Raw genomic sequence first — 12,799 nt, 5'->3', positions numbered from 1 at the left:
GACGAGGTCATCATGGAACAGAAGTACAGCTGTGCAGCCTTATCGATTGATGGACATCAGGCAGGATAGGTAACAGCCATGAAGATCTTTTCAGGAAAATGCCTTTGCGGACAGGTGCGGATTTCCGTTCGCGGCGAACCCTTGCGCATCGGCGTATGCCACTGCACGGACTGCCGGCAAGAAAGCGGTTCGGCCTTCACCTTCTATGCGGTCTGGCCCGCCCATCAGTTTGAACACGCGGGCGAGACATCAGAATTCAACGGTCAACAATTTTGCCCCCGCTGTGGATCGCGGCTGTTCTCTGCCGATGATCGAGAGGCGGAAATCAAGCTCGGGATCCTGTCGGAAGCCCCCACCGCACTCGTGCCGAGCTATGAACTCTGGATCAAGCGCCGCGAGCCGTGGCTACGGCCGATCGAAGGAGCCGAGCAGTACGAGGAAAATCGAAAATAAGCGGAAGACGATGTCGCCACCACAACCGGCACGATCACAGGTATCAATACCAAACGTCTGAAACCGCTATTAGGGCGCATTTGCCAAAGTCAGGCTAAGAACTAAGCCTTGGCGTGCGGTGCCCTTTCATGTCCCACACTTGAAAGGGCATCTTTGTCTGCGCCGCGCAGATAGATCATTCGGCCTGTAATACCGCTCACCTTGGTATTTGTCGGCTATCCCAATCGTCCTTTAGCGTAATAACAGGCAGCTCAGCGGGCTGACCCTCGGGAGCCTGTTGGCCAGTCATAGCTTGTATTTCCAAGGCAAGCGAATCGCGCCGAGGGAACACATAAGCAGCTAATTCGGGAGCATCGTAGATGCGCGTGCATATCGCCGCCGCGAGATTCGCGAAATGATCTGCGATGATGACATGAGCTATAAGCTCCTCGGTGGACCAGTGTTCGGGAAGCTTGCGACGATAAAGCTGTAACACGCCTCCGTGCGTGTATTTATGAAGCCATGCTGCTGGACCTTTGTTCTTTAGGCCATCAGCCAAGGGGCCAATCGCCGGGAAAACTTTCCGTAATTCTGAAAGCGCACTGTCCAAGTCAGGCGTATCGTAAGTGGACTCCTCCCCTTCGCAAGCCCGGTGCAATCCCTGAACCCAGTGGTTGGGAGCACAGTACATCAACCAAAAAGCAATTGAGCCAGCCTCTAAGAGCGGGCGTAGCAGCGCGGCAGCTGATGCAGCGTGAAAGCCGCCATCGATCAACCGAACGACGCTGCTATGATGCTCTTGAGCCAAATCAACACAACTACGAGCTAGATCAAATCTAATTCTCGAAGGAACTGACTTAGGTATTAGCTTGTAGAGTATTTCGTGCTGCAGGCGCGATTCAGCGCATCTTGCACGTACGGCAATCAAGCGGTCGCTAGGCATCTTTCTGATTCCGGCTGCCCATCAAACATGATCCAGCTTGGCGAAATCGAACTCCCGGGTCATTGCTGCGCTACTTTTTGAACGTTGCGACTCTGGTCTTCGCCTCCTCGAGATAGCGTCTGCTGGCGCTCCTGCTCGGCTGTTTCCGATTGAGTTTTACGAATGTTTTCAACCTGCTGATACCTGTCCTCGGCAGGAACAGAAAGCGCCTCGGCCGTGGGCATGCTGGCACGATTCGCAGCCGGATCAGGCGAGGAACCTCCAACTCGATAAAGATGAACTATTTGCCCTCCCGCCAATTCGGACGTCGGCTTGTTGAATGCCACCTTGAGATCATCATCGGCCGTGAATTTCTTTTCAGCGGCTAGCGTGAGCATGCTCGCCGTAATGCGCTCGCTGTGTTGATCCCAAGACTTTCCAGCTTGCTGATCCAGGCCTTGAACGCCACTTTTGATCTTCTCATAAACAGCGTTTTCCGGATGATCTTGGTCTTCCGGGGAGCGGCGCTTGGGGGAAGAAATGCCTGATGGCAAAAGCGTGGGCACTTGAGGGTCGGGGCGCACCTCTACAGGCGCAAGTGTTTTAGGATTAAGATTCCTCTGTTGCTGTTCGTAGGTGGAATCCAACTCCTTCTTCTGAGTGCTGTTGGGATTGCTGTCCCAAATCATCCCATGGCTAGTCCATTGCCCGCCGGCATCCCGCTCATATTTTTCACCATCTGAGCCTATCAAGCGCCCTGGGTTCTTAGCAGCATCCTTGACCGCATCTGGAATGTCGCCGTGGCGCGACCAGCCATACTCATTGTAGGCAGCGGTGTAATTCGCAGCCATGGCGGCCGGAGTGCGCTCTGCGTTTTGTTTGATGATCGCCTGAGAGTCGCGTTCTAGCTCGGCCGCACGCTGCGGACTTGCGGTTTCAGTGTGGCTCTGTGGGGATCGGTCGATGTAGCCATCAACCACTAGCCGCGTCCACTGCTCTGAGTTTGGATTGCGGACCCACGGTATTTCATGGACGCTCCGAGCATCATGCTCGTTAGCAGGCAGCCTGTATGGATCGGTTGCTTTTGGAGGAGCCGATATAGCCAAGCTAACGGCCATATTGGAGGCTTTATAGTTCAACTCGTCGGCAAGCGCTGGCGATGCCTTTAGCGTTTCTGGCTTGTATACAGGCGCTCCGTCGCTGTAGCGCATCGCTTCCAGATCAAGCTCTTTTCCAGTTCGAATCCAGCCTTGCTCCGGATTCTTAGGGTTGAACGTCCAATTGTTACCGTCTTTGTCGGATTGATTGTTGATGCGATGTTGGTCAATCCACTCAGCCACCTTGTCGCCAGCCACGGCCCCGAGCACGCCGCCGACTGCGCCGCCAATAAGCGCACCAGGGCCGGTTTCCGAAGTGACCGCTGCTCCGGCGGCAGCTCCAAGGCCGACACCAGCCAAACCACCGACGTTGCGGCTGACGGCACCAACGATCTTAGATTCAGCGCCGAACGAATTTCCTTGTGCGTACAACTGCGAAGCATCTTTGTACGTGGAGGCCGCGTCATAGGCCATTGCACCGACGCCAAGGACACCGCCCACGCTACCCTTTATTAGATTTGGGCGGACACGTACCACGCTATCAAGTTCGGCCGACTTTCCAGCAAGGCCTGAGACATTCTCTACAACCTTTAACTCGCTGCGCTCCACAAGGAGTGCATCGGCGGTAGATGGCTGAATCTTTCGATTCTGCGCAAGGCTATCCGGCAAATCTTGATGCCACGCCTGTTGCTCTCGCCAACCCTGGCTGAGAGCCTTTGTGACCTTGGGATCTTGCAGTCGAGCTTCGCGTGCTTGCTCCAGAGCAGCGCCAGGAGTCATAGGGCTGGTGCGGCTGTCGTATAGCTGCGCGCCCTCGCGATTAAATATACGTACGGGAGTGTTTGTCTCGGCCTGTACGCGATCTAGATTCCCCGGAAGCGCCTCATATGCTTTTTTACGAAATTCTTCAGGGACATAGCGGCCATAACCATCGGCGTCTACGCCACCGCTGAAACGCTTTTCAACACCCAGCTCGCTCTCAATACGGTGTGCGGCCATGGCGCGCACTTCTACGTCATACCCGTTCTTTTTAAGCTTCTCGACCATGGTGGTTGCCATTCGCGCATCACCAAGTGTCGTATCGATGATGATGTTCTTGCGTTCATCGATAGCCAGGTCGCGCAAACTTGTGGTCAATTTGCCAGATACAGCTTGGGTGTCGGATGACCATGTGTAGGGATGTGCTTTTCGAAAATCCCGCACCTCCGGATCAAATTCACGAAGCCTATCCTGATCGATAGTTACAACGTCGCCGGACAGTTCCGCGCGAGCAGACCGAGCCAGCCCGCTTTTGCCTGCCCCGGATTGCCCTGCCAAGATGATTGCTTTGGGATTCTCGTGTGATTTGAGATCACCGATCCCACTCTGCGGAACAACTTCTTCTTCAAATATCCGAGCAATATCGTCCTTGCTAATTTCTCTCTTGGAAGGGCTCATTCGTAAGCCCCCTTGTTTTCTTGGAAATAACCCCAGAGATCATCAAGATTCTGATCGAAGCGAAGGAGCGCTCGCCCTACCGCAGCGCGCTTTGCTTTGGCTAGCTCTATGGCTGCGGCATCACTGCCAGTTTCAGCCATATCGATCTCATCTGCTGATTCAGCCATGAAGGCCCCGAGCCTACTCTCAAGCGCCCAGACAGCTTCGTCAAACGGTTGCAGCCTCGGTTTAGGTTCAGTGAATTGATCGAGCACTTCTTGCAGTCGCGCAATCAACTCCGGGTATGGATGCAAGATTTCACGTAGCGAAGCGGGCACAAGTGGCGGCGTTAGATTCGACATGGCGACTCTGGAATTTTTGAAAATTAGGAATTCAGAATGTTCGATCTGTTGTTGAAGCTTTTCTTCAAAAGACAAGGACCTTCGATCAGCCTAAACGTCGAATGGCGACAGCTCACCCTTCTAAAAAGGGGCATGCATGCTCATGCCATAGCGATGATCAGTCCGGCGAGGATTGCCCGTTGACCTAGAGAATTTACAGAATTGATCCGGGCGATCTCGCAAGCTCGCCGGAATGCCTTCGATCATGCATTTTTGCAACGCATGTCTTCCCCATCCCTTGCATCCGGTATTCGGCACTCTTAGCGAGAGATGACGATGTGTTGCCACCGCAAATTCCTTCTTCTTATCTGGCCGGCCACTCCTGGCAAGCAATTGGGCCTTTGGAATCGTAAGGCCGGAAGTTCGATCACATCCTACGTTCGCTCGGAGATCGGAGCAATGGAACGTGTCTGGCCTGATGCTGAATGACTTGAGATGAAAGCAGCCTTCACGCACAACCGCCTGCTCTGCGCAGAACTTGTCGTGCAATGCCCCTGATCACGTCCGAGCACAGATCGAAAACCAAACGCGAGAATATCCATCGCATCCGTGGTGACACGCAACCATCAATTTCCCCTATTCAGTTCAGACTTTGTCACCACGAAAAATCAATGACTTACGTTTGAAATCCAGCTCGTATCATGTTTAGATCGGGGTCCCTAAATTTCCCAGGAATTCCTATCGCCTAGCCGCCACACGTCTTAGCCCCGACGGGGCTTTTTTCTTAGGGCTAGAAAGCACGAAGCCCGCACCCCCTGCCAGGGGTACGGGCTCCAAATTGGCAAGCAGTAGAGACTGCCTCGCTATAGTGCCTTCCCACCCTCCCAAAAGTCAACGTGCCCCTCACCAGGCGCGAACGGGCGGGTACGCCCTTTCCATCTCAATCCGGAACGTCAGTTGGGCATGCATGCCCCGCCATTTGGCGCCGGCCAACTAGAGAAAGGTTATGGCTCAACATTTTTTAAGTAGTTCAACCTATAGAGACTTCACAATCGACATGATTTACGGGATGTCAGACAAAGACATCCATGATCTGTTCTGCCGTTTGCGTTGGGGTAGTCAGACGCATCAGGCCTGTCCAGGCTGCGGCGCATGGGATAACCACTATGTTCTTCCCAATCGCCAGCAATGGCGATGCAAAGCCTGTAGGCGGCAATTTTCGGTCACGTCGGCAACGATGTTCGCCAGTCACAAGAAATCGCTGCGCACCATCGCTATTCTTGCTTTCTACTTTGTAACTAGCGTGAAGGGCGTCGCAGGAGTCCATCTCTGCCGGCTTAGTAACTACTCCAACAAGGGGGCCAACATCATGATCGGAAAATTCCGTGAGGCCTTGATGCGTAGTCAGGACTTGCGGCCGTTGGCAGGAACGGTCCACATCGATGGCGGATACTTTGGAGGAAAACCTAGGAAACCTAATCGGAGAGGAAGGCGCAACAATCAACTGATCGCAGATCGCATTTCCGGAAACGCAACTGGCCGAAGGAAGCCATGGCATGCCACGGGGACCACTCGCTCGAACTGGGAAAGGAGAGTAAAGGACAGGCGCGTTGTGATGACACTCCGTGAGACAGGAGACATTGGTAAAGGTGCTGTACGAAGCATATCCGTCGTAGCTCTCGCCGAAAGCGGCCCGGTTGTGACCGAGCTGATTCGTCGTTACGTCAGCCCATGTGCAACGATCATGACGGATGAAAACACAGCTTATGCCATGGTCTCAGCCACGAACGACCATTTCACAGTCAATCATCAAGTGGAATGGTCCACGCCTGAGGGCGTCAACGAGAATCAGGCTGAATCTTATTTCAGCAGGTTGCGCCGATGGGAATATGGCATCGGTCATGGCATCCGCAAAACCTACTTGGCTGACTTGTCCTGCGAAATGGCGTGGCGTGAAGACGTGCGTCGTCGCACAATTGGTCAGAAATTTGAGGAACTGCTGACGAAGGGGCTAACGACGGGCTACTCCCGCTGGTGGCGCGGATACTACCAAGGTAAGCATCGGGGCACAGAAATCCTCATGAACGAGGGTCTCGATCAGGCAACGTCATAAGTCGGCAGCGCCCAATAGCCTTCTCTCGATGTTCTTGCTCCATGCTGCCGGACAACCCGTCCGGCAGCATGGAGATTTTTAAGGCGGCGCCGAACGCACAATCGCACCTGTGCTTGGTTAGCAGCATCGACTTCGAGCCCAGCGTTAATTACGACATGGGCCATGACCTCTGACGTTGAACGCCATCGGCCCTTTGCGTGCCGCAAGCATGTCATGATGCGGCGCGTTAGGTGCCCTGGCGGCAACAGCCGGAGCTCTTTTTGAGTCCCAATCGCCGCGATAGTGTCCGGGTCTAGACCGACTTCATGCATCCCTAGCGCGCGATCGATTGCCCGTAGGTCTTTCCGTAGTTCTCGGATGCGATTGTCCAGATCGCCAGCGAACAAACGAGCGGTTTTAGCGTCATTTCCATAGCGGGCAATGGTCCCGGCCAGCCGCGCCCGTTTGTTTACAAGCCATTTCAGGGAAGGAGGGGTTTTGGTCTGCATAGAAGCAGCCTACGCCCCTCCTACCCTTCATTCATTTGGCAGGTGCGCCCTAATAGCGTCTGAAACGCGAAAGGCCGCCTCTGGGCGGCCTTTCGTGCGATGTCGCGTCGCGCGAGTGGATTACTCGGCGGCGGCTTCGGCGGCAGCGGCGGCCTTCGCCTTGGCGTGGGCGGCCAGGTCTTCCTTGATGCGCGCCTTCTTGCCTTCCAGGCCACGCAGGTAGTACAGCTTGCCGGAGCGCACGTCGCCGCGGCGCTTGACCTGCACCGAGTCGATAGCGGCGCTGTGGGTCTGGAAGACGCGCTCGACGCCGTAGCCGTGCGAAATCTTGCGCACGGTGAAAGCGGAGTTCAGACCCGCGTTCTTCTTGCCGATGACAACGCCTTCGTAGGCCTGCACGCGTTCGCGGTTGCCTTCCTTCACTTTGACGTTGACGACGACGGTATCGCCGGGACCGAAGTCCGGGAGCTTGCGCTGCACCTGTTCGGTTTCGAAGCTCTGCAGCAGGGTGTGGATCGACGGCTTGTTCATGGCACGAGTCCGGGTTGTAATTGCCTGTTGGAGTGGTTGTTGCGCGAGTGCACGTGGACCCGCGTCATGGCTTGGGTGGAGCGAAGCCGGGCATTATAGCGATATTTTTCTTTTCAGGGCAATCAGTTACCTGCGATTGGCCCGGGTTCGCGCCGCCGATCCGCCGGCGGATCGGCCGGCTTGCAGCCCGGATACTCCGATTGCCCCGATCCGGCCTATTTGGAACCGTTTCCGGCCCTGAACGCCTCCAACAGGCGGCGGTCGGCCGGCGACAGTGCGCCCTCGTCCAGCAGATCCGGTCGTCGTGCCCAGGTCCGGCTCAGGGCCTGCTGCCGGCGCCAACGGGCGATTTCGGCATGGTTGCCGGACAAGAGCACCTCCGGGACGTCGCCCAGAGCATGCTCCACTGGCCGTGTGTAGTGCGGGCAGTCCAGCAGGCCGTCCTCGAAACTGTCCTGGGCGGCCGATTCGGCGTCGCTGAGGGCGCCGTCCTGCAGCCGCGCCACGGCGTCGACGATCACAGCCGCCGCCAGCTCGCCGCCGGAGAGGACGTAGTCGCCGATGGAGATTTCTTCGTCCACCTCGGCCGCGATCAGGCGCTCGTCGACCCCTTCGTAGCGGCCGCACAGCAGCAGCAGGCGTTCGCGCCCGGCCAGCTCGTGCACCTTGGCTTGCGTGAGAGGCGTCCCTTGCGGGCTGAGGTAGATCGTCTTCACCGGCCGCGGATCGGCCGCACGCGCTGCCTGCAATGCAGCTCGCAGCGGATCGATCATCATCACCATGCCGGGACCGCCGCCGAAGGGACGGTCGTCGACGCGGCGGTAGTTGCCCTCGGCGTAGTCGCGCGGATTCCAGCCGTGCAACACGAGCAGACTGCGCTCCTGCGCGCGTCCGACCACGCCATGGCTGGCGAGCTGTGCGACGAATTCGGGGAACAGGCTGACGATGTCGATGCGCATCGGAAGTGGGATGCTCAGGTGGAGACAAGGATAGGACGCGAATGCCGCACGGCTAGTCTCTCACTCCTTCCCCGCCCCTTCAGAAGTCGGCATCCCAATCGACGGTGACGACGCCGGCCTCGAAATCTACCGACACGACGTAGTCCGGTTCGACGAAGGGAATCATGCGCTCGCGCTCGCCCCTCGCCACCAGAACGTCGTTGACGCCGGTGGAAAACAGGTGCGAGACGACGCCGAAATCGACACCTTCGGTGTTGACGACGCGCAGACCTTCGAGATCGACCCAGTAGTATTCGCCGGGTTTCGGCGGCGGCAGGACGGAACGCGGCGCCCACACTTCGGTGCCGCGCATGGCTTCCGCCGCGTCGCGATCCTCCACGTCCGGGAAGACGGCGACCAATCCCTTCGCGGTCTCGCGCCCGCGCGCGCCGGCGAGCTCGCGCTCGCGGCCCTGCGCGTCGCGCAAGGTCCAGGGCTGATAACGAAAGATGCTGCGCGGCGGTTCGGTGAAGGATTCGAGCTTGATTTCGCCGCGCACGCCGAACGCGCCGTGGATCCTGCCCAACAGCACCATGCCCGACAAGGCCGGGCGTGTTTCGGAGGTCATGACACTGATCGCGGCCACGACGCGCGCGGCCGCAAAGGATCAGGCTGCGGTGGCAGCCGCGGCCTTGGCCGCTTCCTTGTACAGGTTGCGAACCTTATCGGTCAGCTGCGCGCCCTGCCCGACCCAATGGTCGACGCGGGCGACGTCCAGCACGACGCGCTGTTCGTTACCGGAGGCAACGGGGTTGTAGTAACCCACGCGCTCGATGTTGCGACCGTCGCGCGCGCTGCGCTGGTCGGTGACGATGATGTGGTAGAAGGGGCGCTTCTTCGCGCCGCCACGGGTGAGGCGGATCTTGACCATAACGGTATTTCTTCCTGTGTTGCCCAGTCGCCAGGACGGCGAGGTAAGCCGGAAATTATAAGCCACTCACCCGGTGATGGGAAACCAGCCCGGCCGGCCGGTCAGATCGGCTCCCAGGGCCTGGTCGCCAGGGCTTCGGCCAGCCGTCCAGGCAGCTCCGGGCCGGTGTCGAGCGGGACGCCGTCGATGGCGGCCAGGGCGTGGATGCCGCGGGAATAGCTGGCAAACGCTGCCTGGAAGCCCGGCAGGTCGGCCAGGACCACCTCTCGCCGGACCTGCTCCACCCCCAGATCCCGCAGCCCGGCTTCCACCAACTGCTCCATGATCCCCCGCAGCGCCGGGGCCTGCGGCCAGACCACCCGGGCACCGTCCCAGAAACCGATATTCCAGATCGAGCCCTCGCTGATCCGCCCCTCCGCATCGACGAACAGCGCATCGTCGTAGCCGTCGAGCCGGGCCTGCCGCCTGAAATGGAACAAGGGGAACGTGCCGGCGTGCTTGATCTGTGGCAGGACGCGTTCGTGGCGGTAGGTTTTCACGCGCAGCGGCGAGGTGGTCGCCGTGGATGGCGGCCCCAGGGCGATCAGCACGTCGATGTTGCTCACGCGACCGGGATCGTCGATATCGAAATCGCGAGAGAACACCGTGATCCTCGCCGAGCAGTCATTCGCGTTCGCGGCTTCGAGAACATGACGCAAATCCGCAGTGACACGGCCTGGATCGAGTTCCATCGCGAAAAGTTCGCGCGTGCCCGCCTGCAGTCGTTGCAGATGCAGCTGCAATCCCTGCACCGCCCCGCCCCGTATCTGCATGACGGTGAAGTGGTTGTAGTTGCGCAGCGCCAGCGCGCGCAAATCTTCCGTCGTGGCGGGATGGCCGTTGCAGAACACGAGAGACATATCAGCCTGCCGAAGTTTCAAAGGCGTTGAAGAACTCGTCATCCCGGCCTTCGCCGGAATGACGGGCGTTGGATTGTCCAGAGATTCCTATCAGACAACGAAGAAAAGAATCCGCGATCATTTCGACGGCAATAGCGCTTCCGCCTCATTCCACCAACGCTCGATGCATTCCGCCGCCGGCAATGCCGGCGCCAGCCATGCCGACTGCCCGGCCCACGCCTGCATGCGCGAGACGTCGTTCGACTTCGCCGCGGCCTCGCGCATCGCGGCGGTCAAGCCACGCTGCACCGGATAGGCGGCAGGACGCGGAGCGTCCTCGCTCGCCGCGGCGCGCACGTAATCCGTCGCCAGCGAGCGGCCGAGGCGTCCGGAGAATGCGCGCGTCGGCCAGGTATCCTCCGGCTCCGCCGCCGCGATGGCATCGGCCCAGCTCGACGCGATGCCCGCTTCCGGCGTGCGCAGGAAACCAGTGCCGATCTGCACCGCGCTCGCGCCCAGCGTCAGCGCCGCTGCGATGCCACGGCCATCGGCGATGCCGCCAGCTGCGATCACCGGAACGCGCACGCGATCGACGATGCGCGGCAGCAATGCGAACAGACCGGTCGCCTGTCGCTCGGCGTTGGCGGCGTCGAACGCACCACGATGTCCGCCCGCCTCGAAACTCTGCGCCACGATGACGTCGGCACCGGCGGCTTCCGCCTGCAATGCTTCCGACAACGTGGTCGCGGCGGCGAACCAGGCGATGCCGGCGGCCTTGGCGCGCGCGACGACATCGGGCGGGAACACGCCCATGATCGAGGAGATGGCGGCCGGTCGCGCTTCCAGTGTCGCATCGCACTGTGCGGCGAAATCGTGGAGCTTCGCATCGCCGGCGTTCTCCGCGACCGCGGGTCCCCATTGACCGAGGAATCCGCGCACCGCCGTCTCCGCTTCGGCGTCACGAACGGGTGGCGGATCCGGAATCCACAGATTGATCTGGCAAGGCCCGTCGCTTCGCGCGCGAAAATCGTGCATCCATGCCGTGATCTGCGCGGGCGTCAGCATCAAGGCGCCGAGCGCTGCCATTCCACCGGCGTTGGCGACCGCGATCGACAGTGCCGTCTGCGGCGTTCCCGCCATCGGTCCCAGCAGGATTGGCGTGCGCAGGCCGAAGCGTTCGCAGAATGCGGTTGCGCGGGCGCGCGGCGAAGTCATCGCGGCTATGAACGTCTCAGCGGAACGGCATTCCACCGCCGCCCATCATCCCGCGCATGCCGCGCAGCATGCCCTTCATGCCGCCGCGGCCGAGCTTGCCCATCATCTTCTCCATCTGCATGTACTGCTTCATCAGACGGTTGACGTCGGCCGGCGTGGTGCCGGAGCCCTTGGCGATGCGCGCGCGGCGCGAGCCGTTGAGCAGCGCGGGATTGCGGCGTTCTTTCTTCGTCATCGAATTGATGATGGCGATCAGGCGCGGCACTTCCTTGCCGGTGACCTGGTTCTTCACCGCGTCGGGGATCTGTCCGATGCCCGGCAGCTTGTCCATCAGTCCGGAGAGGCCGCCCATGTTCTGCATCTGTTCGAGCTGGTCGCGCATGTCGTTCAAATCGAACTTCTTGCCCTTGGCGACCTTCTCGGCGAGTTTCTGCGCCTTGTCCTTGTCGACCTGCTGCTCGACCTGCTCCACCAGCGACAGCACGTCGCCCATGTCGAGGATGCGGCTGGCGACACGGTCGGGATGGAACACGTCGAGGCCGTCGGGCTTTTCGCCCACGCCGATGAACTTGATCGGCTTGCCGGTGACGTAGCGCACCGACAGCGCCGCGCCGCCGCGCGCATCGCCGTCGGTCTTGGTGAGCACCACGCCGGTCAGCGGAAGCGCTTCGGAGAACGCCTTGGCGGTGTTGGCCGCGTCCTGGCCGGTCATCGAGTCGACGACGAACAGGGTTTCGACCGGCTTCACCGCGGCATGCAGCGCCTTGATCTCGGCCATCATCGCTTCGTCGATGGCGAGGCGGCCGGCGGTGTCGACGATCAGCACGTCGGCGAAGGATTTGCGCGCGTCGTCGATGGCGGCGCGGACGATGGCTTCCGGTTTCTGATCGGCGCTGGACGGGAAGAACGCGACGTCGACTTGCTGGGCCAGCGTCTTCAGCTGCTCGATCGCGGCCGGACGGTAGACGTCGGCCGACACCACCATCACCTTCTTCTTGCGCTTTTCCTTCAGGTGCTTGGCGAGCTTGGCGACGGTGGTGGTCTTGCCCGCGCCCTGCAGGCCGGCCATCAGGATCACGGCCGGCGCCGGCACATTGAGGTTGAGGTCGCTCGCCGCCGAACCCATCACGGTGGTCAGCTCGTCGCGCACCACCTTGATCAGGGCCTGGCCGGGCGTGAGCGACTTCAGCACTTCCTGGCCGACCGCGCGCACCTTGATGCGCTCGATCAGCGCCTGCACCACCGGCAGGGCAACGTCGGCCTCCAGCAGCGCAATGCGGACCTCGCGCGTGGCTTCGCGGATGTTGTCCTCGGTGAGGCGGCCGCGGCCGCGCAGGCGTTCGATGGTGCCGGAGAGGCGCTGAGTGAGGGATTCGAACATGAGAGAGAAGGAAAGAAACGATCCACAAGTATACCGGGCGGCCGTGCCTCGCCCCGCCGAGACGTATCGCCCGGAATCCGACCCGCCTCTCGCTATATACTCCCCCCTACTATCCA

12 protein-coding genes are annotated in these 12,799 nt (G+C 59.8%); 2 read left to right on the top strand and 10 right to left on the bottom strand.

Annotated features, from left to right (window positions below; all coding sequences use genetic code 11):
* The first annotated feature begins 78 nt into the window (after positions 1-78).
* Positions 79-453, top strand: a complete 375-nt coding sequence (locus LG367_RS16820; RefSeq protein WP_226470429.1) for a GFA family protein — start codon at positions 79-81, stop codon at positions 451-453.
* A gap of 196 nt (positions 454-649) precedes the next feature.
* Here LG367_RS16820 and LG367_RS16815 read toward each other — a convergent pair whose 3' ends face one another.
* From LG367_RS16815 to LG367_RS16805, 3 genes are read right to left on the bottom strand one after another with little or no spacing between them, the layout of a single operon-like run.
* Entirely contained in the window at positions 650-1,375 is a 726-nt protein-coding gene (locus LG367_RS16815; RefSeq protein WP_226470428.1) for a DUF6988 family protein, read from the bottom strand.
* 59 nt (positions 1,376-1,434) lie between these two features.
* Positions 1,435-3,888, bottom strand: coding sequence for a zeta toxin family protein (locus LG367_RS16810; protein WP_226470427.1), 2,454 nt, complete (start codon positions 3,886-3,888; stop codon positions 1,435-1,437).
* On the bottom strand, positions 3,885-4,304 hold the full coding sequence (locus LG367_RS16805; protein ID WP_226470426.1) for a hypothetical protein: 420 nt from the start codon (positions 4,302-4,304) through the stop codon (positions 3,885-3,887). Before LG367_RS16805 ends, LG367_RS16810 begins: the two co-directional genes overlap by 4 nt.
* 973 nt (positions 4,305-5,277) lie before the next feature.
* Here LG367_RS16805 and LG367_RS16800 point away from each other — a divergent pair.
* Positions 5,278-6,321 (top strand): IS1595 family transposase, encoded by a 1,044-nt coding sequence (locus tag LG367_RS16800; RefSeq protein ID WP_226470425.1) that lies wholly within the window; start codon positions 5,278-5,280, stop codon positions 6,319-6,321.
* Positions 6,322-6,929: 608 nt separating this feature from the next.
* On the opposite strand, the gene rplS is transcribed toward LG367_RS16800, so the two are convergent.
* From rplS to ffh, 7 genes are all read right to left on the bottom strand, one after another.
* Positions 6,930-7,340: a 50S ribosomal protein L19 gene (rplS, locus tag LG367_RS16795; protein WP_226470424.1), complete on the bottom strand. Its 411-nt coding sequence runs from the start codon at positions 7,338-7,340 to the stop codon at positions 6,930-6,932.
* 215 nt (positions 7,341-7,555) lie between these two features.
* Entirely contained in the window at positions 7,556-8,299 is a 744-nt protein-coding gene (trmD, locus tag LG367_RS16790; RefSeq protein WP_226470423.1) for a tRNA (guanosine(37)-N1)-methyltransferase TrmD, read from the bottom strand.
* 79 nt (positions 8,300-8,378) lie between these two features.
* Positions 8,379-8,873, bottom strand: a complete 495-nt coding sequence (gene rimM, locus LG367_RS16785) for a ribosome maturation factor RimM (RefSeq protein WP_226470475.1) — start codon at positions 8,871-8,873, stop codon at positions 8,379-8,381.
* Positions 8,874-8,945: 72 nt separating this feature from the next.
* Positions 8,946-9,209, bottom strand: a complete 264-nt coding sequence (gene rpsP, locus LG367_RS16780) for a 30S ribosomal protein S16 (protein ID WP_226470422.1) — start codon at positions 9,207-9,209, stop codon at positions 8,946-8,948.
* 101 nt (positions 9,210-9,310) lie between these two features.
* Entirely contained in the window at positions 9,311-10,108 is a 798-nt protein-coding gene (locus tag LG367_RS16775; protein WP_226470421.1) for an aminotransferase class IV family protein, read from the bottom strand.
* 117 nt (positions 10,109-10,225) lie between these two features.
* Positions 10,226-11,302 carry an NAD(P)H-dependent flavin oxidoreductase gene (locus LG367_RS16770; protein WP_226470420.1) on the bottom strand — a complete coding sequence of 359 codons (1,077 nt, stop codon included), beginning with the start codon at positions 11,300-11,302 and terminating at the stop codon, positions 10,226-10,228.
* Positions 11,303-11,318: 16 nt separating this feature from the next.
* A complete protein-coding gene (gene ffh / locus LG367_RS16765) occupies positions 11,319-12,683 on the bottom strand; it encodes a signal recognition particle protein (protein ID WP_226470419.1) in 1,365 nt (454 codons plus the stop codon).
* Positions 12,684-12,799: the final 116 nt, after the last annotated feature.

The sequence above is a fragment of the Luteimonas panaciterrae genome, from assembly GCF_020511115.1.
GTDB classification, from domain to species: domain Bacteria; phylum Pseudomonadota; class Gammaproteobacteria; order Xanthomonadales; family Xanthomonadaceae; genus Luteimonas; species Luteimonas panaciterrae.
The sequence above is the reverse complement of the archived record's forward strand: the minus strand, read 5'-3'. Positions and strand labels throughout refer to the sequence as shown.

What these genes read in the sequence shown, in the direction of transcription:
- LG367_RS16820 (WP_226470429.1), top strand. Translation starts at nt 79, where the DNA reads ATGAAGATCTTTTCAGGAAAATGCCTTTGCGGACAGGTGCGGATTTCC.
- LG367_RS16815 (WP_226470428.1), bottom strand. Translation starts at nt 1,375, where the DNA reads ATGCCTAGCGACCGCTTGATTGCCGTACGTGCAAGATGCGCTGAATCG.
- LG367_RS16810 (WP_226470427.1), bottom strand. Translation starts at nt 3,888, where the DNA reads ATGAGCCCTTCCAAGAGAGAAATTAGCAAGGACGATATTGCTCGGATA.
- LG367_RS16800 (WP_226470425.1), top strand. Translation starts at nt 5,278, where the DNA reads ATGTCAGACAAAGACATCCATGATCTGTTCTGCCGTTTGCGTTGGGGT.
- rplS (WP_226470424.1), bottom strand. Translation starts at nt 7,340, where the DNA reads ATGAACAAGCCGTCGATCCACACCCTGCTGCAGAGCTTCGAAACCGAA.
- trmD (WP_226470423.1), bottom strand. Translation starts at nt 8,299, where the DNA reads ATGCGCATCGACATCGTCAGCCTGTTCCCCGAATTCGTCGCACAGCTC.
- rimM (WP_226470475.1), bottom strand. Translation starts at nt 8,873, where the DNA reads ATGGTGCTGTTGGGCAGGATCCACGGCGCGTTCGGCGTGCGCGGCGAA.
- rpsP (WP_226470422.1), bottom strand. Translation starts at nt 9,209, where the DNA reads ATGGTCAAGATCCGCCTCACCCGTGGCGGCGCGAAGAAGCGCCCCTTC.
- LG367_RS16775 (WP_226470421.1), bottom strand. Translation starts at nt 10,108, where the DNA reads ATGTCTCTCGTGTTCTGCAACGGCCATCCCGCCACGACGGAAGATTTG.
- LG367_RS16770 (WP_226470420.1), bottom strand. Translation starts at nt 11,302, where the DNA reads ATGACTTCGCCGCGCGCCCGCGCAACCGCATTCTGCGAACGCTTCGGC.
- ffh (WP_226470419.1), bottom strand. Translation starts at nt 12,683, where the DNA reads ATGTTCGAATCCCTCACTCAGCGCCTCTCCGGCACCATCGAACGCCTG.